At 72.2% G+C, this 25,334-nt stretch carries 24 protein-coding genes; 13 read left to right on the top strand and 11 right to left on the bottom strand.

The features are described from left to right. The first annotated feature begins 15 nt into the window (after window positions 1–15). Complete coding sequence (locus tag ABD987_RS13975; protein ID WP_345391877.1) at window positions 16–1,365, top strand: MFS transporter; 1,350 nt, start codon at window positions 16–18, stop codon at window positions 1,363–1,365. A 150-nt stretch (window positions 1,366–1,515) separates the two neighbouring features. Continuing rightward, window positions 1,516–3,717, top strand: coding sequence for an SMI1/KNR4 family protein (locus tag ABD987_RS13970; RefSeq protein ID WP_345391874.1), 2,202 nt, complete (start codon window positions 1,516–1,518; stop codon window positions 3,715–3,717). On the opposite strand, the gene ABD987_RS13965 is transcribed toward ABD987_RS13970, so the two are convergent. Beyond that, a complete protein-coding gene (locus tag ABD987_RS13965; protein ID WP_345391871.1) occupies window positions 3,698–4,648 on the bottom strand; it encodes a LysR family transcriptional regulator in 951 nt (316 codons plus the stop codon). The two genes, ABD987_RS13970 and ABD987_RS13965, sit on opposite strands and share 20 nt — an antisense overlap. Window positions 4,649–4,731: 83 nt before the next feature. Between ABD987_RS13965 and ABD987_RS13960 the strand changes: the two genes are divergently transcribed. The 3 genes from ABD987_RS13960 to ABD987_RS13950 are packed head-to-tail and all read left to right on the top strand — an operon-like array spanning window position 4,732 to window position 8,092. Further along, complete coding sequence (locus ABD987_RS13960) at window positions 4,732–5,430, top strand: succinate dehydrogenase cytochrome b subunit (protein WP_345391868.1); 699 nt, start codon at window positions 4,732–4,734, stop codon at window positions 5,428–5,430. A 2-nt stretch (window positions 5,431–5,432) separates the two neighbouring features. Further along, the gene (locus ABD987_RS13955; RefSeq protein ID WP_345393363.1) at window positions 5,433–7,361 is read left to right on the top strand and encodes a fumarate reductase/succinate dehydrogenase flavoprotein subunit; all 1,929 of its coding nucleotides are present in this window, start codon (window positions 5,433–5,435) and stop codon (window positions 7,359–7,361) included. Continuing rightward, window positions 7,358–8,092, top strand: a complete 735-nt coding sequence (locus tag ABD987_RS13950) for a succinate dehydrogenase/fumarate reductase iron-sulfur subunit (protein WP_345391865.1) — start codon at window positions 7,358–7,360, stop codon at window positions 8,090–8,092. The genes ABD987_RS13955 and ABD987_RS13950 overlap by 4 nt, the downstream gene beginning before the upstream one ends. Before the next feature lie 14 nt (window positions 8,093–8,106). Here ABD987_RS13950 and ABD987_RS13945 read toward each other — a convergent pair whose 3' ends face one another. Further along, window positions 8,107–9,177: a hypothetical protein gene (locus ABD987_RS13945; RefSeq protein WP_345391862.1), complete on the bottom strand. Its 1,071-nt coding sequence runs from the start codon at window positions 9,175–9,177 to the stop codon at window positions 8,107–8,109. Window positions 9,178–9,296: 119 nt separating this feature from the next. Here ABD987_RS13945 and ABD987_RS13940 point away from each other — a divergent pair, with 119 nt between their 5' ends. The 3 genes from ABD987_RS13940 to ABD987_RS13930 all read left to right on the top strand — a co-directional run bounded on the left by ABD987_RS13940 (window position 9,297) and on the right by ABD987_RS13930 (window position 11,859). Further along, window positions 9,297–10,040 carry a class I SAM-dependent methyltransferase gene (locus ABD987_RS13940; protein ID WP_345391859.1) on the top strand — a complete coding sequence of 248 codons (744 nt, stop codon included), beginning with the start codon at window positions 9,297–9,299 and terminating at the stop codon, window positions 10,038–10,040. A 166-nt stretch (window positions 10,041–10,206) separates the two neighbouring features. After that, complete coding sequence (locus tag ABD987_RS13935; RefSeq protein ID WP_345391856.1) at window positions 10,207–10,848, top strand: S1 family peptidase; 642 nt, start codon at window positions 10,207–10,209, stop codon at window positions 10,846–10,848. Between the two features lie 99 nt (window positions 10,849–10,947). After that, window positions 10,948–11,859 carry a glycosyltransferase gene (locus tag ABD987_RS13930; protein WP_345391853.1) on the top strand — a complete coding sequence of 304 codons (912 nt, stop codon included), beginning with the start codon at window positions 10,948–10,950 and terminating at the stop codon, window positions 11,857–11,859. Here ABD987_RS13930 and ABD987_RS13925 read toward each other — a convergent pair. Continuing rightward, a complete protein-coding gene (locus tag ABD987_RS13925) occupies window positions 11,817–12,167 on the bottom strand; it encodes a hypothetical protein (RefSeq protein WP_345391850.1) in 351 nt (116 codons plus the stop codon). The two genes, ABD987_RS13930 and ABD987_RS13925, sit on opposite strands and share 43 nt — an antisense overlap. A gap of 189 nt (window positions 12,168–12,356) precedes the next feature. Between ABD987_RS13925 and ABD987_RS13920 the strand changes: the two genes are divergently transcribed. The 3 genes from ABD987_RS13920 to ABD987_RS13910 are packed head-to-tail and all read left to right on the top strand — an operon-like array spanning window position 12,357 to window position 14,464. Continuing rightward, entirely contained in the window at window positions 12,357–13,292 is a 936-nt protein-coding gene (locus ABD987_RS13920; protein ID WP_345391847.1) for a zeta toxin family protein, read from the top strand. A 56-nt stretch (window positions 13,293–13,348) separates the two neighbouring features. Then, window positions 13,349–13,693 carry a hypothetical protein gene (locus ABD987_RS13915; RefSeq protein WP_345391844.1) on the top strand — a complete coding sequence of 115 codons (345 nt, stop codon included), beginning with the start codon at window positions 13,349–13,351 and terminating at the stop codon, window positions 13,691–13,693. A gap of 54 nt (window positions 13,694–13,747) precedes the next feature. After that, on the top strand, window positions 13,748–14,464 hold the full coding sequence (locus ABD987_RS13910; protein WP_345391841.1) for an alpha/beta fold hydrolase: 717 nt from the start codon (window positions 13,748–13,750) through the stop codon (window positions 14,462–14,464). A 51-nt stretch (window positions 14,465–14,515) separates the two neighbouring features. Here ABD987_RS13910 and ABD987_RS13905 read toward each other — a convergent pair whose 3' ends face one another. Next, window positions 14,516–15,622 carry a S1 family peptidase gene (locus ABD987_RS13905; protein ID WP_345391838.1) on the bottom strand — a complete coding sequence of 369 codons (1,107 nt, stop codon included), beginning with the start codon at window positions 15,620–15,622 and terminating at the stop codon, window positions 14,516–14,518. A gap of 292 nt (window positions 15,623–15,914) precedes the next feature. Here ABD987_RS13905 and ABD987_RS13900 point away from each other — a divergent pair, with 292 nt between their 5' ends. Both ABD987_RS13900 and ABD987_RS13895 read left to right on the top strand, forming a co-directional pair. Beyond that, window positions 15,915–16,712: a hypothetical protein gene (locus tag ABD987_RS13900; protein WP_345391835.1), complete on the top strand. Its 798-nt coding sequence runs from the start codon at window positions 15,915–15,917 to the stop codon at window positions 16,710–16,712. Between the two features lie 56 nt (window positions 16,713–16,768). Then, a complete protein-coding gene (locus ABD987_RS13895) occupies window positions 16,769–18,106 on the top strand; it encodes an amidase family protein (RefSeq protein WP_345391832.1) in 1,338 nt (445 codons plus the stop codon). Here the strand turns inward: ABD987_RS13895 and ABD987_RS13890 are convergent. The 7 genes from ABD987_RS13890 to ABD987_RS13860 form a co-directional block, all read right to left on the bottom strand. After that, entirely contained in the window at window positions 18,097–19,206 is a 1,110-nt protein-coding gene (locus ABD987_RS13890; RefSeq protein ID WP_345391830.1) for a SagB/ThcOx family dehydrogenase, read from the bottom strand. The genes ABD987_RS13895 and ABD987_RS13890 overlap by 10 nt on opposite strands. 24 nt (window positions 19,207–19,230) lie before the next feature. Then, on the bottom strand, window positions 19,231–19,926 hold the full coding sequence (locus tag ABD987_RS13885) for a class I SAM-dependent methyltransferase (RefSeq protein WP_345391827.1): 696 nt from the start codon (window positions 19,924–19,926) through the stop codon (window positions 19,231–19,233). Beyond that, complete coding sequence (locus ABD987_RS13880) at window positions 19,923–20,438, bottom strand: DUF5825 family protein (RefSeq protein ID WP_345391824.1); 516 nt, start codon at window positions 20,436–20,438, stop codon at window positions 19,923–19,925. Before ABD987_RS13880 ends, ABD987_RS13885 begins: the two co-directional genes overlap by 4 nt. Further along, window positions 20,435–22,285, bottom strand: coding sequence for a RiPP maturation radical SAM C-methyltransferase (locus ABD987_RS13875; RefSeq protein ID WP_345391821.1), 1,851 nt, complete (start codon window positions 22,283–22,285; stop codon window positions 20,435–20,437). The genes ABD987_RS13880 and ABD987_RS13875 overlap by 4 nt, the downstream gene beginning before the upstream one ends. Before the next feature lie 432 nt (window positions 22,286–22,717). After that, window positions 22,718–23,896, bottom strand: coding sequence for a fumarylacetoacetase (gene fahA, locus ABD987_RS13870; protein WP_345391818.1), 1,179 nt, complete (start codon window positions 23,894–23,896; stop codon window positions 22,718–22,720). Further along, a complete protein-coding gene (locus ABD987_RS13865; RefSeq protein WP_345391815.1) occupies window positions 23,893–24,720 on the bottom strand; it encodes a hypothetical protein in 828 nt (275 codons plus the stop codon). Before ABD987_RS13865 ends, fahA begins: the two co-directional genes overlap by 4 nt. A gap of 89 nt (window positions 24,721–24,809) precedes the next feature. Next, entirely contained in the window at window positions 24,810–25,334 is a 525-nt protein-coding gene (locus tag ABD987_RS13860) for a MarR family winged helix-turn-helix transcriptional regulator (protein ID WP_345391812.1), read from the bottom strand.

Below are 25,334 nucleotides of genomic sequence, written 5' to 3'. Positions count from 1 at the left end.
CCCCAGGAGGCCCGCATGACCGCACCCGAATCCGCTCCCGGCCGGGAGCTCCCCGAGATCGCCGCCGACCCCGCGACGCTGCGCCGGAGCGTGGCCGCGGGCGCGGTCGGCGTCTTCGTGCACTGGTTCGACTGGGCCGCGTACGCCTACCTCGCGAGCACCATCGCCACGGTCTTCTTCCCCGCCGGGAACACCACCGCCGGGCTGCTCGCCGTGTTCGGGGTCTTCGCGGTCTCCTTCGGCATCCGCCCGATCGGCGCGCTGGTGTTCGGGCCGCTCGGCGACCGGATCGGCCGCAAGCGGACGCTGTCGATCGTCATCTTCGTGATGTCCGGCGCGACGCTGGTCATCGGCCTGCTGCCGGGGTACGCGGAGATCGGGATCGCGGCGCCGCTGCTGCTGGTCTTCCTGCGGCTGTTGCAGGGCTTCGCCGCGGGCGGCGAGTTCGGCAGCGCCGCGAGCTTCCTCGCCGAGTTCGCGCCGCGCCGCCGCCGGGGATTCGGCGTCAGCTGGCTCGAAGTCGGTTCCCTGCTGGGATTCCTCACCGGATCGTTCGTGTTCTTCCTGCTGTCGACCGGCCTCTCCGACGCGCAGCTCGCCTCGTGGGGCTGGCGCGTCCCGTTCCTCATCGCCGCCCCGCTCGGCGTCATCGGCTTCGTCATCCGCAACAAGATCGAGGACACGCCCGAGTACCGCACCCTCGAGGCGACCGACAACGTGCCCCGCAGCCCGGTGCGGGAACTGTTCCGCAACAACAGGAAACAGCTGCTGCAGGCCGCCGGGCTGATGACGATGATGCACGTCCCGTTCTACGCCGTGCTCACCTACCTGGTCACCTACCAGACCGACTACCTCGGCCACTCCGCCGGCAGCGCCGCGATCCTGTCCACGGTCATCTCCCTGGTCGGCCTGGTGCTGGTCCCGGCGTTCGGGCGCCTGTCCGACCGTGTCGGGAGGCGGCCGGTCCTGCTCGGCGCGGGCGTCGCGCTGTTCGTCCTCGCCACCCCCGCCTTCCTGCTGATGCGCGCCGGACTCGCCGGGACGTGGATCGGCGGGCTCGTACTCGGTGTCGTACTCGCGGCGATCCTCGGGACGTACGCGGTGTGGTCCGCCGAGATCTTCCCGACCCGGACCCGGCAGGGCGGGCTGTCCATCGCGTACAACGTCACCGCCGCCCTGTTCGCGGGCACCGTGCCCTACCTGATGACGGTCCTGATCTCGGCCACCGGCAGCACCCTGGTCCCCGGCCCCTACCTGATGGCCGCCGCCGTGGTCGGCCTCATCGCCGCCTACTCGATGCGCGAAACCGCGGGGAATCCGTTGCTGCAGGCGGAGGACCTTCCCGGAGAACGCACCGGGCCCTGAGCCTTCGCGTCCACTCGGGACAAGGGTGGTATCCGTTCGGGCAACTCCCCTTCGTCGCGCTGGTCGAGGACTGCCCGGCCTCGCTACCGTCGGTCGTCGACCACCCGCGCCGGGGTCTTCGCTCACGGCGCCGCGAGAGGAGTTCCGAAGGTGCGGTCCGGCGGTCCTGGCATTTCGCGGTACCGGTTGTTCCGGCGCCCGGCGGCGGCCGAGGAGGGCTGGGTCACGGCCGGGCTGCTCACGGTCGGCGTCGAACGGTCCGGTGTGGACGGTGTGCTGACCGAGATCGGCTGGCGCACCGGGGACGGCGCGGAGTCCTCTTTGGTCCTGACGGGACTCCTCGGGTCCCATCGCGCGCCGGACGGTGAGACCTGGGAGCTGCGCGCCGAACCGGTCCCCGGCGGGACGGACGGCCCCGCGCTCCCCGCCGCCTACCTGGTGTTCGAGGGGGACAACGCCCGGCCGTTGTCCCAGCACCCGGACAATCCCCTGCGCCTGCTGCTGGACGACGGGGCGGGCCATCCCGTACGGCTGTCCTGGCGGTTCTCCGGCGGGGAAGGCGGATACGCCGCCTTCGCACCGTCCTTACAGGACAGTCAGCTCGCGAAGGTGGTCGACATCCAGGCCACCGCGGAGCACCCCGATGCCGGTGAGGTGGCCGCCAACCTCGTCGACGGGTCGGCGGCCACGAAGTGGTTCGCCCCGGTCCCGCGTGCGGAACTCGCGCTGCGCCTGAGCGCGGAGCGCACGGTCCTTCGCTACGAACTGGACTCGGCCGACGACGCACCGGACCGGGACCCGCGGGACTGGCAGCTGCTCGGCCTCGACGACGACGGCTGGGTCGTGCTCGACGAACGCGGCGGCGAGCGCTTCGACGGCCGGTTCACGTCGCGGACGTTCACCGTCGCCCGGCCACGCGCCTGCGAACGGTACCGGCTGCGGATCACCGGGAACGCCGGATCGCCGCACCTGCAACTGGGCGCACTGCGGCTGCACACGCTGGAAGGACCGGAGCCGCCGCCGAGCTTCCTCGGCTGGTACCACCGGCCCGGCGAAGCCGCCGTCACCCTCCGCGGGTTCCTGGTGGGGCGGGAAAGGCCCGCCAAGGCACCGGTGCCGGAGGACGACGTCCCCGAAACGGCTCCGGCATCGCCTCGGTGGCCGGAATGGCTGACCGGCTACACCGAGCAGTGGTTCGGCACCGCGAGCGAGGACGACCTCGAAGCGGCCGGCCTGCCGGAGACCGGCCTCACCCGGCCCCCGGCCACCGACGCGGCGATCGAGGAGTGCGAAACCCGACTGGGCCACCGGCTTCCGCCGTCGCTGCGGTCCTTCTACCGGGCCACCGACGGGCTGCTCCAGGCCGGCCCGTTCGGCGAGCGGGTGCTGCGGGTGGCGGAGCTGGACTGGATGCGGGTGAAGGACGCCGAGCTGCTCGACGCGTGGGGTGTGTTCGCCGGCGGCGACGAGCCCGACGAACTGTCCGAGTTGCTGCTGCGGGCATTGCGGATCGGCGAAAGCGAGGACGGCGACCGCTGGTTCCTCGATCCGGCCGACCACACCGGCGGCGAATGGGCCGCCTACACGTGGCACCCTGCCGACGGCAGCGACCCCACCCGGCACGACGGTTTCCCCGCCCTGCTGGAGGACGAACGGGCGACCCTCGAACGGCTCCGCGCGCACGAGGGGCGGCCCGCCCATCCGGAGGCCGCCGAAGAGCTGCTCGCCGAGGGCCGCCGCCGGGCACTGGCCGGTGACGTGGCGGCGGCGCACGAAATCCTGAACCGGGCCATGGACGCCGGTTCGGCACCGGCCGCCTATCTGGACGCGCAGGTCCGGCTGTTCGCCTTCCCCCACGACTGGCACGAGGGCACCCTGCGCAACGGGGTGCTCGGCAACGACCACGTGCTGGCGGCGATCGACGACGAGCACCTCCGCGGCGATCTCGTCCCGATGTACCTGGCGCTGACGCTGCCCGATCACCTCCGGCCCACCGCCGGTCTCGCGAAGGCGCTCACCCGCTACGCCACCCGGATCGGCGAGCTGCCGGGACGGCCACCCAGCGAGAGCGACCGGTACGACGCGGAATGGGAGGCCTTCGCCGCCACGCTCGTCGGCGATCCGGTCCCCGACCCCGGCCCGTTCGACCGGGCCTGCGCCACGGCCCGCGAACTCGTCCGGCTCGGACGTCCCGGCGAGGCCTGGGACGTGCTGCGGGACGCGCTGCCGTCCTGGCGGCCGGACTCACCGATGCGGGTCATGCCGACCGTGCTGATCAGCGATCCGGTACTGCGCACGATCATGACCGCCGAGCGCCGCCTCGTCGCCGCGGTCACCCCCCGGTCGGCGTAGCCGGATCGCCGGCTTTCACCAGCGACTGAGTTCCCCGGGGCAGGGTGGCGGCACGGGCGAAGTGGCGCGTGACGGCGTCGCGCAGCGCCCGTACCGCCCGGGAGGGTTCGACGTCCTGGCGGTAGGCGAGGCGCACGACGCGGCTGAGGCCCGGCTCGGCGAACCGGGTCACGCGGAACCGGTCCCGGACCACGGTGCCCGGCACGACGGCGATACCCATCCCCGCCTGGACGAACTCCAGCACCGCGTCCATCTCGCCGCCCTCGATCGCGAACGACGGCTCGAACCCCTCGTCCCGGCAGGCGTGCACGGTGACGTCACGCAGGTCGTAGCCGCGACGGAACATCACCAGCGGCTTGTCCGCCAGGTCGGCGATCCGCATCCGCGCCCGCCGCACCGGCGCCGGGCGGTCCTTCGCGGAGATCACCACCAGCTCCTCGACGAGCAGCGGGCGCGCGGCCAGCCCGCTCCGCTCGTGCGGCCGGGAGTCGACGACGATGGCGAGGTCCAGGGCGCCTTCGGACAAATCGGTCTGGAGGTCGCGTGAACCGCTCTCGTGGAGTGTGAGCTCGATCCCAGGATAGGCGGACCGGAACTCCGCGAGCAGGGCGGGCAGCAGGCCGGTGCACAGGCTCGGGGTGGCCCCCAGCCGCACCCGCCCGCGTCCCAGCTCGTCCAGCTCCCGCACGGCCTGCTGGGCCGATTCGGCGTCGGCCAGGATGCGCCGGGCGAAGGGCAGCAGCGTCTCCCCCGCCTCGGTCAGCGAGAGATTTCCCCGTATCCGGTGGAAAAGCTCCGCCCCGACGGCGCGTTCGAGTGCGCGCACCTGTTGCGAGAGCGAGGGCTGGGCGACCCGCATCCGCTCCGCGGCGCGGGTGAAGTGCCGGGTCTCGGCGACGGCCACGAAGTACGCGAGCTGATGGAACTGCATACCGAGCATCATAGGCACAGCCTCTGCTGATGAGACCCAACTTCTGTTTGCCCTCTGATCGGCCCGGACCTAGCGTCGGGGAGGTGTCCACGGATCTCGCTGTCCCACCACGAAAACGCACGTCGATCCGCCGGTTCTGGGCCTCCACCATCGGGAAGAAGGCCGTCATGGCGGTGACCGGCCTGGCGCTCGTGGGGTTCCTGTTCGCCCACATGCTGGGCAACCTGAAGGTCTTCCTCGGGCCCGCCGAGATGAACCACTACGCGGCCTGGCTGCGCACCCTCGGCGAACCGGTGCTGCCGTACTCGGTGCTGCTCTGGATCCTGCGTGCCGGCCTGCTCGTCGCGGTCGTCCTGCACGTCACCGCCGCCGTCCAGCTGTCCCGCCGGGACCGCGCCGCGAGACCGGTCCGGTACGCGCACGGCCAGCGCGCCCGCGCGCGGTTCGCGCCCGGCACCATGCGCTGGGGAGGTGCGACCCTGGCGGTCTACGTCGTGTGGCACCTGCTCGACCTCACCGTCGGCGTGGCCAACCGCGACTTCGTCGAGGGCCAGCCCTACCACAACGTCGTCGCCGACTTCAGTGTCTGGTGGGTCAACCTGATCTACGTCGCCGCGCTGCTCATGCTCGGCCTGCACCTGCACCACGGCTTCGCGAGCGCGGCCCGGACACTGGGCTTCACCGGCGGCGCGCTCAAGAAGACCGGCACCGTCGTGGCCGTGGTGATCACCGGCGGCTTCCTCGCCGTCCCGATCGGCGTGATGACCGGATTGGTGGCGTGACCATGTCCCGATACACCGTCGGCGCTCCGCTCGCCGACACCAAGGCGCCCGGCGTCGACCTCGAAAAGCGCTGGGCCGAAAGGAAGTTCACCGCGAAACTGGTGAACCCGGCCAACCGGCGCAAGCACCGGGTGATCGTGGTCGGCACCGGCCTCGCGGGCGCCTCGGCCGGGGCGACGCTCGCCGAGCAGGGCTACCAGGTGGTGCAGTTCTGTTTCCAGGACTCCCCCCGCCGCGCGCACTCCGTGGCCGCGCAGGGCGGCATCAACGCGGCGAAGAACTACCGCAACGACGGCGACTCCGTCCACCGGCTGTTCTACGACACGGTCAAGGGCGGCGACTTCCGCTCGCGTGAGTCCAATGTGTACCGATTGGCGGAGATCTCCGCGCAGATCATCGACCAGGCCGTCGCGCAGGGCGTGCCGTTCGCCCGCGAGTACGGCGGCCTGCTCGACACGCGGTCGTTCGGCGGGGTGCAGGTCCAGCGCACGTTCTACGCCAGGGGCCAGACGGGCCAGCAGCTGCTGCTCGGGGCGTACCAGGCGCTGTCACGGCAGATCGACGCGGGCAGCGTCGAGATGCACGCCCGCACGGAGATGCTGGACCTGGTCGTCGTGGACGGCCGCGCGCGGGGCGTCGTCGCCAGGGACCTGATCACCGGGGAGATCACCACGCACCTCGCCGACGCCGTCGTGCTGGCGACCGGCGGCTACGGCAACGTGTTCTTCCTGTCCACCAACGCCAAGGGGTCCAACGCGAGCGCGATCTGGCGGGCCCACCGGCGGGGCGCCCACTTCGCGAACCCGTGCTTCACCCAGATCCACCCGACCTGCATCCCGCGGTCGGGCGAGCACCAGTCGAAGCTGACGCTGATGAGCGAGTCGCTGCGCAACGACGGCCGGATCTGGGTGCCGAAGCGCGCGGGCGACACCCGGCCGCCGGGCGAGATCCCGGAGGACGAGCGGGACTACTACCTGGAGCGGATGTACCCCAGCTTCGGCAACCTCGTGCCGCGTGACATCGCGTCGCGGGCGGCGAAGAACCGCTGCGACGCCGGTTTCGGCGTCGGGCCGGGCGGGCAGGGCGTGTACCTGGACTTCGCCGACGCGATCGCCCGCCTCGGCAGGCCCGCGATCGAAGCGCGCTACGGGAACCTCTTCGACATGTACCAGCGGATCACCGCCGAAGACCCCTATCGCGTCCCGATGCGCATCTACCCCGCGATCCACTACACGATGGGCGGCCTGTGGGTGGACTACGACCTGCAGAGCACGATCCCGGGGCTGTTCGTGATCGGCGAGGCGAACTTCTCCGACCACGGCGCGAACCGGCTCGGCGCGTCCGCGCTGATGCAGGGACTGGCGGACGGCTACTTCGTGCTGCCGGCCACGCTCAACGACTATCTCGGCGGGACCTCGTTCGAGGCCCTCACCCCGGCGCATCCCGAGGTGGCTGCCGTCGAGGCCGAGGCAGCCGGGCGGCTCGACCGGCTGCTGTCGGTCGGCGGCACCCGCACCGTCGACTCCTTCCACCGCGAACTGGGCCTGCTCATGTGGGACCACTGCGGGATGTCCCGTTCCGAAAGCGGCCTGCGCAAGGCACTCGAACGGGTACCGGAACTGCGGGCGGAGTTCTGGCGCTCGGTCCGGGTCCCCGGCACCGGCACCGAGCTCAACCAGGAACTGGAGAAGGCCAACCGCGTGGCGGACTTCCTCGAACTGGCCGAGCTGATGCTGCTCGACGCCCTCGTGCGCGAGGAGTCGTGCGGCGGGCACTTCCGCGAGGAACACCAGACCGCCGAGGGCGAGGCGCTGCGGGACGACGCCCGCTTCGGCCACGTCGCCGCGTGGGAGTACGGCAGTGAACCCGTGCTGCACCACGAGGAACTGACCTTCGACCACGTTCACCCGACCCAGCGGAGCTACACGTGAAGATCACCCTGCGCATCTGGCGCCAGTCCGGCCCCGACGACCGCGGCCGGATGGTCGCCTACCCCGTCGAGGACGTCAGCACCGACATGTCCTTCCTGGAGGTACTCGACGTCCTCAACCAGGAGCTGATCACCCGCGGCGAGGAACCGGTGGCCTTCGACCACGACTGCCGGGAGGGCATCTGCGGCGCCTGCGGCGTGGTCATCAACGGGCGCGCGCACGGCCCGGAGCGGACCACCACCTGTCAGCTGCACATGCGCGCGTTCCGCGACGGCGACGTGATCGATGTGGAACCCTGGCGCGCCAAGGGTTTCCCGGTGGTCAAGGACCTCGTCGTGGACCGTTCGGCGTTCGACCGGATCATCCAGGCCGGCGGCTACGTCACCGCGCCGACCGGCAGCGCCCCGGACGCGCACGCCACCCCGGTCCCCAAGCCGGACGCCGAGGTCGCCTTCGACAACGCCACCTGCATCGGCTGCGGCGCGTGCGTCGCGGCCTGCCCGAACGGGTCGGCGATGCTGTTCACCTCGGCGAAGGTGACGCACCTGAACGTGCTGCCGCAGGGACAGCCCGAACGGGAGCAGCGGGTGCTCGCCATGGTCGAGGAGATGGACGCGGAGGGGTTCGGCGGCTGTACCAACACCGGCGAATGCGTGGCCTCGTGCCCGAAGGGCATCCCGTTCGCCAGCATCGCCACCCTGAACCGGGAGTTCCTGCGGGCTTCGCGCTGACCCAGCCGGTCGGCTCAGCCGCAGCGCGGGTCCCACCGCACCGCGTGGCTCCGCCCGTCCACGGTGGTCACGGCCCCGACGACGACACCGGCGGCGTCGACGGCACGGGCCGTGCCACTCGTGCCGCCGGGCAGGGCGCCCAGCTCGTGGACGGTGCCGTCGGGGTCCCAGTACACCGGGTGCTCCTTGCCGTCGGCCGCGTCCGACCAGCCGGCGACGACACCACCGGCGTTGATCGCGAAGGCACCGCCGGTGGTTCCGCCGGGCAGGGCGGCGAGCGCGTGGACCGTGCCGTCCGGATCCCAGCGCACCGCGTGCCCGCCGCCGCTGGGTGGCCAGGTGCTCCCGGCGACGGCGCCCCCGGCGTTGATCCCGGCGGCGTGGCCGATCGTGTCGCCGGGCGGGATACGCAGCTCGTGGACCGTCCCGTCGGGGTCCCAGCGCACCGCGCGGCCACGGTTGCCGGGTGACCGCGCGGTGCCGGCCACGGCGCCCGCCGCGTTGATCCCGGTGGCCTCGCTGCCGACGCCGCCGGGCAGGGCGGCGAGCGCGTGGACCGTGCCGTCCGGGTCCCAACGCACCGCGCGGTCTTCGGACAGGTGGCCGCGCACCGCGGTCGAGGTGCCGACGACCACCCCGTGCGCGTTGACGCCCTCGGCGCTGCCGCGGGTGTCCCCCGGCAGGGTCGCCAGGCTTCGGACGGTCCCGTTCCGCTCCCACCGGACGGGGCGGGCCGGGGTGCGCCGCGCGGATCCGGTGCCCGCGAGGAAATCGTTGCCGACGACGACTCCGTGGGAGTCGAGCGCGGTGGCGTGGCCGCCCGGATCACCGGGCAGGACGGCCAGCGCGTGCGCGGTCCCGTTCCGGTCCCACCACGCCGGCTGGGACGGCCCGTCCGGTGCCGTGGTGGAAAAGCCGGCGATGACCTCGCCATCGACGGCGGCGGCTCCGCCGTTCGTGCCGCCCGGCAGCGTGCCCAGCCCGGTGACCGGCGGACAGGACGCGGCCGCGAGCCCGGGAGCCGGGCCGGAACCCAGCAGCAGGGCCAATCCGGCGAGCGCGGTGCACAGCGGGGTGGTTCCCATCGAAATCCCCTCCCGGATTCGCCGACGTACCACCGCCCCGGACGATAGCCAGGCCGGACACCGGTTTCCAGACCGGAAACACGCAACGACGCGACCGCGCGGGTCCTAGCGTGACGGGTATGGCAACCGACTGGACGAACGAAGCCGCGATCAGGCAGTGGAACGGCTCCGCCACGCGCGAAACGATGGAAGCGAACGCGATGGACGGGGATTTCGCCAAACGGCATCTGGTCAATCCCGTCCTGCTGCGGCTGCTCGGCGACCTCCGCGATCGGCGGGTGCTCGACGCGGGATGCGGGGACGGGTACCTCAGCCGCCTGCTCGCCGAGCACGGCGCGCGGGTCGTGGGAGTGGAGCCGACGGACGCCATGTCCGCCTTCGCCAGGGAAAAGGAGGCCGAACGGGGGCAGGGCGTCACCTACGTCCAGGCGGACCTGACCCGGCTGCCGGACCTCGGCCGCTTCGACGCGGTCGTCTGCAGCATGGTCCTGATGGCGATCCCCGACTGGCGGCCCGCGATGCGGGCCTGTGTGCGGGCGCTCCGGCCCGGGGGCCTGTTCGTGTTCGCCGTGGTCCACCCCGCCTTCGAGCAGTTGCTGGACAGCTGGCGGGACCACGGCGAATACCGTGTGCGGCGGTACCTGGAGGAGTACGAGATCGCCGGGCGGGCGGCCTCGGACTTCCATCGGCCGCTCTCGGCCTACCTCAACGAACTGGCTTCCCTCGGTGCCCGTCCGCGGGAGGTCGTCGAGCCAGGACTCGACCCCGCCGTGGCCGCGGGAGCCGCGCCCACCACGCCGGGGATCGACGGCTACGTCCACCTGCCGAACTTCCTCATCGTGTCCGCCGAGGCACCGCGGTGACACGTCGCGGGGCGTCCGGCACCTCCGTATCCGGTGTCCACTGTGGACACCGGATACGACGTCCGGCCCTGTACCGCCGCGTGCCGGAGCTCTAGCATGCGACCGAGGGTGTTTCCGGTCCCGCAGGGAGGTTCCCGTGCGCGCGTGCCCGCTTTCCCGGAGTTCCATGGCGCTGGCGCTCATCGGCCTGACGCTTTTCGCCGCCCAGCCGTCGTACGCCACCGGCGCCGTGTCGATCACCGGCGGCGACGTGATCTGGGGTACCGGCGGCACGCACTGCACCGTCGGGTTCAACGTGCACGACCGCGACGGCGCTCCCGCGCTGCTGACCGCCGGTCACTGCGGCACCGGCGTCCGCGACTGGTACGCCGACGCCGAGCTCACCCAGCACGTCGCCAGGACCGCCCTGGTCGATTTCCCCGGCGGCGACTTCACCCTCGCGGTCTACGATCCGGGCGTCTCGGCGCCGAGCGCCGTGAACCTCCACGACGGGACGTTCCAGCCGATCACCGGGCCGGGCGAAGCCACCGTCGGGGAACGGGTCGCCCGTTCCGGCGGCCGGACCGGGGTGCGGACCGGCACCGTCACCGGGCTGAACGTGACGGTGAACTTCCCCGAAGGCACCGTCACCGGCCTGATCCAGACCACCGTCTGCGGCGAGCCGGGCGACGACGGCGGTTCCCTTTACGACGGCTCCACGGCGCTCGGCTTCGCCGTCGGCGGCTCGGGCGACTGCGCCTCCGGCGGCGAGACCTTCTATGAACCGGTCACCACCGTGCTGGCCGCGGCCGGTGCCACCCTCCCCTGAGCCCGCGCGACCGAGGACCTGGACGCGGCGTCCCCGCTCCGCCGGTTTACCGTGATCGAGCACGTACCGGCGTAGACGCACCCGAGAAAGTGACCCTTGGTGAGCCTGGAAAAGAAACGCGGCCGCACCCTCTCCGAACAGCCGTCGAGCGTCTCCGTGGTCCTCCCCGCGCACAACGAGGAAGCGACCGTCGAGGCCGCCGTCTCGGCCGCGCGGGAGGGCATCCGCGTCCTCGGCGTGGACGGCGAGGTGATCGTGTCCGCGAGCGGCTGCACCGACGGCACCGCTCGGCTCGCGGAGAAGGCGGGCGCGGTCGTCGTCACCGCGGACGCGGGCAAGGGCGCGGCCATCGTCCGCGGTGTGGCGGCCGCGCGCCACGACGTGGTCACCCTGATGGACGCCGACCTCGAGTACTACGGGGACACCCCGCTCGTCGCGCTGCTCACCGAACCCGTCCTGCGCGGCGTCGCGGACGCGACGATCGCGAACCTCTACTGGCGGCCGATCTACCCCGACCTGTGGCTCAACGGGTTCTTCGTCCCGCTCGTGGGTCAGCTGCTCCCCGAGGCGCTCCCGAAGGTGGGCTCCACTCCGTGGTCCGGGCAACGGTCCGCCCTCCGGCCGTTGTGGCCGGCCACGCTGCCGCCGGGCTTCACCGCCGACCTCGCCATCACGCTCCACTGGAACCAGCACGCGAAGCAGCTGCGGCCGGTCCTGACCGACGACTGGTTCAACCCGATCCGCCCGAAGCCCGAACTGCTCGCGCAGGACTTCCGCCTGCTCGTCGAGCACGCCGTGGCACGCGGACGCGTCACGCCCGCCAGGGTGCCCGATCTCGACGCGTGGTTCACCCGCGTCGAGGCGCTGATCGACGCCTACGACGAGGACGATCCCGATCCGATGGGATTCGAGCGCGGCCTGCTGGAGACCTCGCTCCGCGAACTGCGGGAGCGGATGTCCCGGCCTCCTCAGTCGTCCTGCGCCCAGGCGGCGACCGGAAGCGACAGGTAGATCCCGAACTCGCGCAGCCCGGTCGCGGCCACGATCGCCTCGTGCAGCCGGTCGACGCGGTCCTGCCGGTCGCGGGCGCGGCTCTCGAACCACTTCGAACGCACCTCGATCACCACGTCCAGGCCACCGCGGTCGAACGGTCCCCGAGCACGGAACCGCAGATCGACGTCCCCCGGCAGGAGATCGCCGTCGTAGGGCTCCTCGGGGCATTCGACGGCGAGCGAAACCAGGTGGGGCAGCGTGTCCGCCAGTGCGCGGAGCAGATGTTCGGGGACCTGCGGGGCATAGGTGATCTCGACGAGTGGCACGGCCGAAGCCTAGCGACAGCTCCTTGCCGTCCCGTGGTTCGGCCACGCCTCCTCCGCGGTTTCGGAAATTCCTTCGGGTGTACCACACACAGGTGTTTTCTCCGGTCGTCGGCCGGGCCTCCCGCACACTCGGAACGGATGCCGCGATCCGTGGCCGACGGATCGCCTCGGTGGCGAAGGGAATCCGCTGTGCCCACTTCCCCGCGTTCCGCGTTCCGCCCGTGTCGTGGCGCTTTCCGGCCGTGGTGGCGTGCCGCCGCCGCTGCGCTGGTGGCCGTACTGCTGACCGCTGTGCCGTCCGTCGCGTCGGCCACGGCCCCGGTGTCCTCGCGACCACCGTTGACGGACGCGGAATGGGCCGCGCACACCCGGCTGGTCGACGAACGTGTCGCCGAAGCGGTGAGCCGGGGGCGGGAAACCGACGTGCTGTACACCGTCGGCCACGACCGCGCGCACTGGCTGCCGTCCCGGGCTCGCCTGCACGACCAGGTGGCGAGGGAGCTCTACGCGCGGGGCACGGCCGTCCCCGCGCATGGGAAGGCGGTGCTCACCGGCGGCCTGCCCGGCGCGGGGAAAACCACCGTCCTGCGCGATAACCCGTTCGTGAATCCGAAGGACTACCTGGTGCTCAGCTCCGACGACGCCAAGGAGGTCATGTGCGCCCACGACATGATCCCGCCGGTGGCGGGGATCGCGCCGATGGAGGCCGCCGATCTGGTCCAGCGGGAGTCCGCGCACATCACCGAACTGGTCGCCGACCGCGCCCGGCGCGAACGCCGCAACGTCATCTGGGACACCACGATGTCCTCGGTGCCCGCCATCGACAAGCGTGTCGCCCCGCTGCGCGCGGCGGGCTACACCGAGATCTCCGCGCTCTTCCTCGATCTCCCGGTCGAGGTGAGCGTGCGGCGGGTCGACCAGCGGCACCGCTCCGGCTACGAGCGATACCGCGACGGCGAACGCTGCGAGGGCCGCCACGTGCCCGCCGATCTCGTCCGCCGCCAGGCCGATCCCGTCTGGGGCAGCCGGAACCGCGCGGCCTTCGAGGCGACCAAACCCGCGTACGACCACTGGTACCGCTACGACTCCACCCACCTGCCGCCCACTCTCGCCGACCAGGGCTGACGGGGAGCGGGAGCACGGAGCCCGGAATTGTCGGTGGTGTCCGGCATGCTGGGGACGTGGACGACCGATACGACGAGCCGCCCGCGCTCTTCGCGCTGGCGGCGGAGCGCGCACCGCTGCGGACGTTCCGGCGCCGCATGCCCCATCACCGCCGAGGGGCGGTCCCTCCGGCGGACCTGGCCGGGTGGGTGGCCCGCCACGCCGGTGGCGTCCGCGGCCGCACCCCGTCCGGCACGGTGCACCGCATGCTGCCCGACGCGTGGCTGCCCGCGTGCGGGGCCGGGCTGAACGGGTGGGATCCGGAGCGGCTCACCCCGGTCGACGAGCCGGTGAGCTGCGGACGCTGTGACGCCCTCGCCGAGCCCGGTCACCCCGGCGAACACCAGCTCAAGCTGTTCTGAGCGGCGGCATGGCCGTTTCCGGAATCCCTTGTCCGCCAACGCTAAGGTCCGGGGATGACCATCGACCTCGAACCGGTCCGCACCGGCACGGAGCACGTCGGCGATCTCACCATCGGCTTCCGGGAAACCGGCGCGCCCTCGGGACGGCCGGTCGTGCTGCTGCACGGCCTCGGCAGCAGCGCGGCGACCTGGGACGCGTTCGCCGCGTCGGTCGCGGAGACGGGTGGCCACGCCATCGCGCTCGACGCCCGCGGCCACGGTGCCAGCTCCCGGCCGGGCGACTACTCGCTGGAGCTGATGACCGGCGACCTGCTGGCGTTCCTCGACCGGCGCGGGCTCGACCGGGTGGACCTGGTCGGGCACTCGATGGGCGGCCACGTCGCGCACCTGTTCGCGGCCGGCCATCCCGAGCGGGTCCGGCGGCTGGTCGTGGAGGAGGCGGCCCCGCCGCCGCACACGCCCCCGGCCACACCGCTCCCCGAACCGCCCGCCGAGCCACCCGCGCCCGTCGACTACGACTGGGCGCTGGTCGCGCCGATCTATCGCGAGCTGCGTACCCCCGACCCGCGCTGGTGGGCCCTGCTGCCCACGATCAACGCGCCCGCACTGGTGGTCGCAGGCGGGCCGGCCAGCATCGTTTCCCAGGACCGGATCCGGATGCTGGCCGAAGCGCTTCCGGACGCGCGGCTGGTCGAGATCGACGCCGGTCATCGCGTGCACCGGGACGCGCCCGCCGCGTTCGCGGACGCCGTAGTGCCGTTCCTGTCCTGAACACGCGGGCGGCCACCCCCGCGCAGGAGGGTGGCCGCCGTGGGGCCGTGCTCAGTTGAGCTTGACGCCGTACGCGCTCAGCGCCGCGCCGACCGGCTGGAAGTAGGACGTCCCGCCGCCCTTGCCGGAGGTGATGCCCAGGCCGACACTGCCGGCGAACAGGCAGCCGCCCGAGTCACCGGGGTTGACCAGCGCGCTGGTCTGGATCAGGCCGCGCACCGCGCCCTCGGCGTAGTTGACCGTCACGTTCAGGCGCTGCACCGAGCCCGTCGTGAGGTGCGTGGTGCTGCCGCTCTTGCTGATCCGCTGCCCGACGGTGGCCGCGGCCGACGAGCTGATCTTCTGGTTCTGGCCGTTCCACAGGGTGACCGCGCCGGGCGCGCTGCCGCTGGTGTTGCGGATCAGGCCGTAGTCGCTGCCGGGGAACGTGGAACCCTGCGACGGGCCGATGTTCCACTGCGACACCGCGCGCGTGCAGTGCCCGGCGTCGACGACGTAGTTCTGGCCGCCCTTGTTGGTGTTGAAGCCGACCGAGCAGCGGGTGCCGCCACCGGTGATGGCCTCGCCGTTGTAGATCGCGGTGTGCATTTCGCCCGCGACCCGCTCGACCCGGACCCGGTCGCCGAGCGACTCGGCGGCCTTCACCAGCGCCTCGGTGCCCTTGGCCGCGTCGGCCACGGTCAGCACGACCTGGTTGGCCTTCGGGTCGAGACCGATCGAGGTGTGCGTGACGGCGGGCAGCGCCTGCAGGGCCTCCTGCGCGGAGGTCAGCGCCGCGGCGGAGTGCTTGACCACTTTCGCCTGCGCGCCCGCCGCGGTGACCTCGTCCGCGGCGGCGCGGTCGAGCACGTTCACCACCGGCTTGGCGGCGGCGTCGAGGTACCCGTCCACGGCGCGGGCGCCGAGGGCGGCGGTCACGTTCCGCACGGTGTCGGCGCTCGCGGCCTGTGCGCGCAGCAGTTGCGTCGCGGCGGCTTCGCTGATCCCGGCTTCGGCGGCGAGGTCGGTGACCGCGGCGTGCTGCACCGTGGGCGAATAGCCCTCGATGGTGGTGGCGGTGGCGGTGGCCGGGGCGAGGAAACCGACGGCCGCGCCTGCGGCCACCATGGTGATGGCGGAGCGGGCGAACAGACGCCGCCCCGGGGAGGTTGTGCGCATACCGGAAACTCACTTTCGCGAGGGGGGACGATCCGGCGCGAGGAAGGCCGCGCCGATCACGGTGGGGTAGCCCGGGCACGGACGCCGTGGCCGGGACCGGTGATCCGGTGCGTTCCAGGGTGATTCCTGCCGAGATGCGGCAGTAGCGACTTTCGTCGTGTTCCGGGAAAAATACGTACCCCCGATCCGGCTACCGCATTGTTCACCCGCAGCGACCGGCCGCGCCTCGCCTCTCCCGGATGGCGGCGTTTCTGCCGGTGTCCCCACGGTTCCCGGCCGGTTGGCTGACCGGATGATCGACGGAGAGGACATGTTCGCGGATCTCGGGCGGTTGGTGGCCCGGCACCGGGTGAACAACGGGAAGCGCTGGGCCAACGCCGCCTGGGCACTGGTGATCGCGGCCGCCAGCGGCTGGCTGGGACTCTGGTCCCTGCTCGGCTCCGGCACCGGAAGCGGCGGCGGCCGCAGGGTGATCGGCGTGCTGCTCGGGCTCACCCTGGTCGCCGCGATCATCGCGGTGACCCAGACGGCCCGCGCCGTCCGCGGCGGGCGCGACGAGTTCGTCGAGGTGCGGGAGCACGGGCTGGTGCACGCCGGACGGCGGCGGCTCGCGGGCTGGTCGTGGGATCGGGTCACCGCGATCACGGTCAAGGGCGGCGAAGCGCGGCACGCGCTCGAACGGCACCTGGGCACCGGGTACACCTGTGTGCTCCGTTTCGCCGACGGCGAGCGGGTCCGGGTGGACGGCCTGGCCGCCGACCACACCGCGGTGGGCCGGGTCGCGCTGGCGAAATGCCCGGACGCGAAACGGCTCACCGGCGCGGAGTGGCAGCGCGAGCGCGGTGGCTGGCTGCTGGCGGGCGCCGCCGTGTGCCTCGCCGCGATCGTCGCCGGAATCCTGTACCTCGCGGGACATCCCGACACCGAGCAGCGGTACCTCGACCCGGCCACCGGGCATCCCGCCCGCCACTCCGTCCCGGGTGTCCCCGAGGCCGGGATCGCCGTGATCACGATCGGCGGCCTGCTGTGCCTGATCGCCGCGATCACCTTCGTCGGCTGCTTCGTCCGGGGCAGAAGGCTGCCCCGGTGAGCATCGACGGCGTTCCCGGTTCCCGGCACGCCGCGCGCCTGGCAGACTGCTCCCCCATGCGACACGCCGACGACGACGTCCGGACGCCCTCGCCGGAGTGGGCGGACCTCACCGGGCTCGCCAGGGAAACCGCCACGTCGCACGGCGCCTGGATCTCCCTCGCCGCCGCGCCCGGCCCGCACCGCGCCGGTCCGCTGGCGGGAATCCCCTTGGCGGTCAAGGACAACATCGACGTCGCGGGGCTCGCCACCACCGCGGGGAGCCCGCTGTTCGACGGCTACGTCGCGGAGGCAGACGCCGGGATCGTCAGCGTCCTCACCGGCGCGGGCGCCGTGGTGCTGGGGAAGACCAACCTGCACGAGCTCGCCTTCGGCGTCACCAGCGACAACGCGTGCAGCGGCCCGGTCCGTCATCCGCGGGATCCCGCGCGGTCGGCGGGCGGCTCCAGCGGCGGCAGCGCCGTCGCGGTCGCGCTCGGCGTCGTGCCGATCGGCCTCGGCACCGACACCGGCGGGTCGGTCACCGTGCCCTCGGCCTTCTGCGGGATCGTCGGGTTCCGCCCGTCCACCGGGCGCTACCCCGGCGACGGGCTGGCGAACCTGTCGCACAGCCGGGACACCGTCGGCGTCCACGCCAGGAGCGTGCGGGAAGTGCGCGCCGTCGACGCGGTGGTCACCGCGACCACCACGCCGGACGAGCCACCGCCCGTGGCGGGCCTGCGGATCGGCGTGCCGCGCGACCGCTACCGGGACGTCGATCCCTCGGTCGCCACCGCCGCCCGCGACGCGCTGGCGGCGCTGGAGGACGCGGGCGCGCGGCTCGTCGACGTCGAGGTCCGGGACGCCCTCGCGTCGGCCGCCGAACACGGCATCGAGATCGTCCGGTTCGAATGCGCGCGGCTGGTGCGGCAGCGCCTGCTGTTCACCGGATCCCCGCTCGCCACCGCGGGGTTCGGGGAAATCGCCGCGAAGATCGCCTCGCCCGACGTCCGCGCGCTGGTGGAGAGCCTGGCCTCCGCGCCGGTGACCGCGGCACGCTATGCCGCCGCGTGCGCCGCCCGCTGGCGGCTGCGCGAGGCGTACCGGGCGGCGTTCGCCGCGTCCGGGGCCGACGCGCTGCTCTGGCCCACCTGCCCCGTCGCGCCGCCACGCCTCGGCCGGAACGACACGGTCGTGCTCAACGGGCGCGCCGTGCCGCTCTTCCCCGCCGTCATCCGGAACACCGAGCCGGGCGCGGTCGCCGGGCAGCCCGCGGTGACCCTGCCCGCGCCCGTCCCGGACGGGGCGATGCCGGTCGGGATGTGCCTGGAAGGCCCGGTCTTCGGCGACGGCGAACTCCTGCGGGTCGCCGCCGCTGTGGAAGCCGTGTTCGCCGCGCGCGCCGGTCAGGGCTGAGCACGCCGCCGGAAAGCCGACAGCCCGGCCGGGGCCCGGCCCTCCGGGAAACCGTCGCGCAGGTCCTTCGGCACACCGGCGGCGAGGACGTACAGCACGGTCTCCCCGACCCCGTCGATGCCGAGCAGGGCCTCGACCTCCTCGTCGGCGAACGCGGCGGTCGTGAAGGCGCCGAGGCCGAGCGCGGTGGCAGCGAGGGCGAAGGTCTGGCCGACGTGCCCGGCGTTCAGCAGCATGACCCGGTAGGCACGGGGATCCCGGTACTTCGCGCTCACCCGGCCGACGACCGCGGTCAGGAACACCACGATCGCGGCCTCGCGGATCGCCGGCTGGCCCGCGCAGAGTTCTCCGACGGCTTCGCGGGACACCTCTTCCCGCACCAGCTCCAGCGAGTGCTCCAGCGCGTTGTAGTGGTACAGCCCGGCTTCGACCCCGGCCACCTCGAACACGGCCACATAGCATTCGGATTCCTGTCGCGCGCCGCCGTTGGCGCTGGTGCGCAAGGCGAGCGCGCCGAACTCGTCGCCGTCCACGAAGGCCACCGGCCCGAACACCGCGGCCAGCAACGTCGAGAAGATCTGGAGCGGCACGGGCCGCGCGGCGAAACTGCGATGGGTCCGCCGTCCATAAAGGACGTCGCCGAACGGCTCCCGTAACGAAACCGGCGTACGCGGCAGCACCATTCTTTCCGCGTCCGGATAGGACTTGAACAGTTCCACGGGAGCCCCGCCGGCCAGTTCCGCCCGCAGCTCGGCGGTGCTCGGCCCGTAGTTCGCGTTCTTCGTCCCGAAGTGGAACAACGCGGCCTCCGGCTCCCAGCCGCGCCAGCAGGTCATGGCCTCCTCCACTTCGGCCGCCGGCTCGCCGGAATCCAGCAAGCCGTTGTGGCACAGCGAAAGCATGGCCGCTTCGACCGTCTCGGTCTCGTACCCGGCCAGCTCGGCCACGACGTCGGCGACGCCGCACCAGTCGTCACACGCCGACAGCAGCTCCACCACGACCGGGTCCACGGCGACGGCGGTCCGGCGCCGGTAGTCGCCGACGATCAGCTCGTCGTCCCGCCAGTAGCAGAAGAGGTGCCTGGACCGGCGAAAACGCATGTGTTCCTCCGTACCGGACATCGGCTACCCGGTGACCGGGTCCGCGAGCACCCAGTTCCGGTCGCCGGCGAAACCCTCCCGCCAGCGCAGCCCCGCCGCCGCCAGCTCGGCACGCAGTTCGGCGCGTTCGATCCGCACCACGGTGAACGGCTGCTGCCACACCTGGGCGTCCAGGGTGTATTCGCACACGGCGTGGACCCGGCCGGGCGTGTCGCGCACGATGGAATGCAGCGAAATCCGCAGTCGCTCGTCCGCCTGCTCCCGCGGCGTCACGGTGTCGAACCATTCCGGCGTGAACCACTGCAGCAGCAGGACACCGTCGTCGGCCAGATGCTCCCGGCAGGTCGCCAGCAGCCGGGCCCGCAGGGGTTTCTCCGCCATGCTCAGCAGGTACGACATCAGCAACACCACCTCGAACCGCTCGCCGAGCCGCAGCTCCTCGATCGTGCCGAGAACCGTCCGCGCGCCGCGCACGTGCCGCAGCATCTCGGCGGACTGGTCGACGCCGACGACCCGGTGCCCCGCTGAGAGCAGCGCGTGGGTGACCCGCCCGGCCCCACAGCCCAGCTCCAGCACGGACGCGGGCCCTCCCGCCGCTTCGGCGACGACACCGACGTCGTCCGCCCACGGCAACCGGGCGTACAGCTCCACCGAGCAGCCGTCCGGGGTGAACGGCCCGGCTCCGGTGGGCCCGCTGTGCGGGCCGGACGAGATGGTCACAGCACGGTCGCCGGGACGGGCCAGCGGCGGAGCCGGTAAGGCAGCGTGATCGCCCAGTCGCCCAGCCGGAGCAGGAGGTCTTCCGCGCCGAGTTCCACGCAGGCCCCGGCCATCGCCGCCGGCAGCGCGCTGACCCGCCGGGGCAGGCGGCAGTACTCGAACGTCTCGGCGGTTTTCGCGTCGTCGATCATCAGCACGGACAGGTAGCCGTCCTCGCGGTGGTCGTGCACCCGCAGGAATCCGGGCCCCCGGCGGTAGTAGCACAGGCCGTAGCGGAACTTCTCCCGCCATTCGCCGACCGCGGGGTGCTCCCCGCCGTCCATCGCCGGGGGCCGTAGATGACGCAGCGGGCCGGGATCCACCGCGCCGCCGTGCTGCCAGTGCCAGTCGATCGGCGTGTCCAGCGCGGTCGCGTCCCGGACCGCCGCGATCAGCCCGGCCGCCTCCGCCGGCCGCCCGCCGTCGAAAACCCTTGTCCGGCAAGCCGGTTCCGGTGCGGCGGGCCGGGTCATGCGCCGATCGTCTCCGGCATCCGGATCGGCACGTTCCTGGTGGCGATCGCCACCCACCGGCCACCATCGACGAATACGAGGCCATGGCGCCGCTGGTCCTCGAGCCAGGCGCCGAGGACCTCGCCGTCGATCTCGAACCCCTTGGCGCGCAGGCGTTTCGCCAGCGCGGTACCGGTCTGGCACCGGTCCAGCTCCCGGTAGGCCGCCGCCTCCCAGCCGAGCAGCCGGTGGGTCCGCCGCGGCCAGCCTCGCCGGTCGTCCTCGATCTCCAGCACCGTGGGCTCGTCGACCCGGAGAAGCAGCGTCGAGGTGTGGTGTCCCGACCGCCAGGCCGCGACCGCCGCCCGCAGCGCCGCCACCACCTCGCCGGTGATGCCCTGTTCGTCGGTGTCGAAGAAGTACGCCAGCCCGCTCAGTTCGTCCTCGGGCAGGTCGTACACATGCCGGTAGAACTCCGCCGGACGACGGCGGGCGAAGCCGATCTCCGGGCGGTCGTAGTTCGGGCTGTAGCGTTCGAGGACGATCCGGTTGGCCACCGACGGCGGCTGCAGGTGGACCAGCGCGGGCAGCTGCTCGATCACCGTGAGGTAGTCCTCCGGCTGTTCGCCGGGGAACCCGTAGAGGTAGTTCCACTCGATCGTCATGTCGTTGTTCTCGCCGTCGCGGAGCAACCGGACGTTGGTGGCGCCGTCGACGCCCTTGTCCATGATCCCGAGCACCCGGCCGGACAGGTTCTCGATGCCCGGCTGGACGTTGACCACCCCGGCGGCCGCGAGCGCCGCCACCTGCTCGGTCCGCAGGTTCGACTTGATCTCGTAGTGGATGCGCAGGTCCCATCCGCTCTTTTCGACGAGCGGCAGCAGGGTGCGCACGTAGTCCATGTCCATGATGTTGTCCACCGGGACGACGTCCAGGATCCGGTGCCGCCGGACCAGATCGGCCAGTTCCTCCCAGAAGACCTCGGCCGGTTTGCTCCGGAACCGGATCGACGAACCGTTGAGACCGCAGAACGTGCACTGGTGCTTCTCGCCCCACCAGCAGCCACGGGCGCCCTCCACGACCAGCCACGGTGTGAGGTGGTCCGCGATCGGTGAGGCGTCGAAGTCGGCCTTCCACCGGTCGTAGTTCGGTGCGGGCACGGCGCCGATCCCGAGGGGTGTCCGTGACGGCGGATTGGCGACGGACCCCGTCCCCCGCCGCCAGCACACGCCGGGCAGGTCGGCCACGGGTGCCCCGGCCTCGATCCGGTCCAGCAGCCGGGGGAAGACCGCTTCGCCCTCGCCGCGGACCACGTAGTCGACGAAACCGTAGTTCCGGTGCAGGGCGTGTCCCATGGGCCCGTCGCAGTTGCCGCCGCCGAACACCACGCGCAGGTCCGGCCGGAGCCGCTTCAGCCGCCGCGCGAGCGCCAGACTGGGCACGTTCTGCATGAACGTGCTGGTGAACCCGACCACGTCCGGTCGCTGGGCCAGTACCTCGGCGGCGGCCTCGTCGATGAAGCCGTCCACCAGCGCCCGCATGCCGACCGCGGCGGAAACATCGAGACCCCGGTGCCCCGCGTAGCGTGCGAGCCGGTCGCGCGCCCAGCCGCCGTTCCCGCACAGGCTCCCGGCGAACACCCAGTCGCCGATTCCGTGAAAGACCATTTCCGAGACGGTCGTGTACTCAGCCGGCCCCAGCTCACCATTCGTCGCGGAAATCAGGTATGCCGCCCAGGCGAGATTTCCGTGGTACTCGGAAACCGGCCGGTCGGCCCCGGTCCGCCGGACGCACTCGGTGAGCAGGCCGATCGGCAGGGACGGGGTGTCCAGTGCCTGCCAGGGCATGGACACCAGGGACAGTCGCATGGCGATCAACCATTCCGCGCGTCCCGAGGCGGCGGGCCACTCCGGGACGGCCGCTTCGCTCAGCGTTCGGTGTGCGGCGGAAGAATGGCTTTCCCGGCGCGAACCTTCTGTACCTTGATCTTCTTCTTGGTGATGTTCTTCTTTTCGGACATGTCTCACTCCCCGGCACCTGGTGATATCACTCTGGTGATCTGGACATATCACACACGCCGACCGGCCCTGAACGGAAACCTTCGACGCCGCAAGCAGTGTCCCAATACGCCGTACGGGATGACAAGGAAGGTGCCTCGAATAGGCGCACCTTGCGCCGATCGGCGGCCACACCGGCCCCCTCGACGGCGCAGCCGGGCCGTCCGGCGGGTCCATCGGCGCCGGGTGGTCACCGGCGAAGGCGACCACCCGACACCGGAGTGTCCTTTGTGGATTCGGCGGCTACGCCCCGGTCGCCGGGAGGACGCGTCCGCGTACTTCGCCGAAGCCGATCCGCGTGCCTTTCGCGCCGGGCGCGGTCGCCGAGATGACGACCTCGTCGCCGTCCTCCAGGAAGGTGCGCTCCGCGCCGCCGACCAGGACCGGCTCCTTGCCGCCCCAGGTCAGCTCGATGAACGCGCCGCGCTGTGCCTTCTCCGGCCCGGAGATCGTGCCGGAGGCGTACAGGTCACCGGTCCGCGAGGACGCGCCGTTGACGGTCAGGTGGGCCAGCATCTGGGCGGGCGACCAGTACATCTCCCGGTACGGCGGCCGGGAGACCTCTTCTCCGTTCCAGGACACCGAAAGGTCGATGTCGAGGCCCCACGGTTCGCTTTCCCTCAGGTACGGCAACGGTTCGGGCACCTGTGCCGGCGTCGGGACGCGAGCGGCCTCCAGCGCGAGCAGCGGCACCACCCACGGCGAGATCGAGGTCGCGAAGCTCTTGCCGAGGAACGGGCCGAGCGGCACGTACTCCCAGGCCTGGATGTCGCGGGCCGACCAGTCGTTGACCAGCACCGCGCCGAAGACCCGCCGGGAGAATTCCGCGACGGGCACGGCCGAGCCCAGCGGCGAACCGGTGCCGACGAGGAATCCCAGCTCGGCCTCGATGTCCAGGCGCCGGGAGCCGCCGAAGCTCGGCGCGTCCTCGCCGGGCGCCTTGCGCTGACCGCTCGGGCGCACGATGTCCGTGCCGGAGACCACCACCGTCCCCGCCCGGCCGTGATAGCCGACGGGCAGGTGCTTCCAGTTGGGCAGCAACGGTTCGGCGTCCGGACGGAACAGCCTGCCGAGGTTGGAGGCGTGGTGTTCGGAGGCGTAGAAGTCGACGTAGTCGGCGACCTCGACCGGCAGGTGTGTCCGCACCCGCTCCACCGGGTGTACGGCCTCGCCGGGCACCTCGCCGGTGACCAGTTCGGTGACCCGGCGGCGGGTCTCGACCCAGAAGTCGTACCCCCGTGCCATGAACGCGTTCAGCGTGGGCCGGGCGAAGATCTCGTCGCCAAGCGCGACGGCCAGGTCGACGACGGAGTCGCCGGCCCGGACGCCCACACGTGGCTCCGCGCCGTCGGCGGAGAACACGCCGTAGGGCAGGTTTTCCGTGCCGAACAACGAATCCCGGGGAATCTCGATCCTGGTCACGCGCTCTCTTCCTCTCCCGCGGTCAGCTCGGCCGGGACCAGGCCGAGTGCCGCCAGTTCGCTGACCGGCTCGATGACGCTGCAGGTACCGAACGACCGGAACCACCCGCGCACCGAACCATCCACAGTGGACACCCGGGCGGCGACCTTCCCGCCGTCCCGCTCGGCGAGCAGGGCGACCAGATCGCGTTCGGGCGCGCCCGCCATCGCCGCCGCGGTCGCCACCAGCAGGTTCAGGAACCCGTGCTGCTCGAAGCCGGTCTCCTGGTCGGTGTTGCGGATCGCGTGGTGCAGCCCGGCGGTCGCCTTGAACGGCACCCCGGCCCCGACGACCGCGCGGATCGCCGCGGCCAGCTCGGCCTCGTCCGGGTACAGGTCGGCGCGGACGCCGCCGGTACGGAACTTGGCCTGGTGGCCGTTGTCCGCGCAGGCCGCGACGAACTCCGCGCGACGTTCGTCGCGGGGGATCTCGACGAACACGGGCACGTCGCCCGCCGGGCCCAGCGCGGCGAAGAACTCGGCGGCGGGCATTCCCTCCGGCGCCGCCACCTCGAGACCCTGGAGCCGGACGGGCAGGCCGGCGACGGCGGTCATGACGCCGGGCAGCTGCGCGGGCCCGCCGGGGGTGGTCACCGCCAGGTCGAGCGGCCCGTCGAGGAGCGCGCCCAGCCCGTCCAGCGCGGGCGCGGCCAGGATGAGGGGGCCGACCAGCTCGGCGTAGCGGGAACGCCGATGACGGGCGTGGTCGGGCACGGCCTCGGGCAGGGGTTTGAGCCCCGGTGGGAAGACGGCGGCGTCGTCGAGCAACCCGGCGAAGACGCTCATCACGTAGATCCTTTCCTCCGATGTCGTGCCGATGTAGTCAAGGTATTTACTACCTGATGGGTGCGCAAGGGCCGCGCGGTCCTCACTCCTCAGGTCCGGCCGCGGACGTCGAACTGGTCACGGTCGGTGATGAGCTTGTTCAGCAGCATCACCAGGATCCGCTGTTCGGCCTCGGTGAGCACACTCGTCCACTCGTGCTCACGCCGGTTCTGCCGCTCGAACACCTCGACCATCTCGCGCCGCCCCCGCTCGGTGAGCGTCAGCAGGACCGAGCGCCCGTCGCTCGCGCTCGGCGCCCGCTCCAGCAGCCCGTCCTCGACCAGCGGCTTGGCCAGGTTCGACACCGCCGCGCGGCTGGTGCCGGTGAGTTCGGCGGCCTTCTTCGCTTCCAGGGGCCCGGCCAGCCAGGTGACGAACAGCAGCCGGAAGGCAGGCCACGACCGGCCTCGCGGCCGGTGCACGCTGGCTTCGAGGTCGTAGGTGACGATCGTGGAGGCGCGGTTCAGGGTCAGCAGCACCTCGGTGGCGAGCTGGTGCTCGAACCCGAACTCCTCGGCGAGGCGGCGGTGGGCGAGCTCGACGAAGGACCAGAAGTCGAGCTCGCCCTCGGCCAT

The organism is Amycolatopsis samaneae, from assembly GCF_039541975.1.
Taxonomy (GTDB): Bacteria; Actinomycetota; Actinomycetes; order Mycobacteriales; family Pseudonocardiaceae; genus Amycolatopsis; species Amycolatopsis samaneae.
The sequence above is the reverse complement of the archived record's forward strand: the minus strand, read 5'-3'. Positions and strand labels throughout refer to the sequence as shown.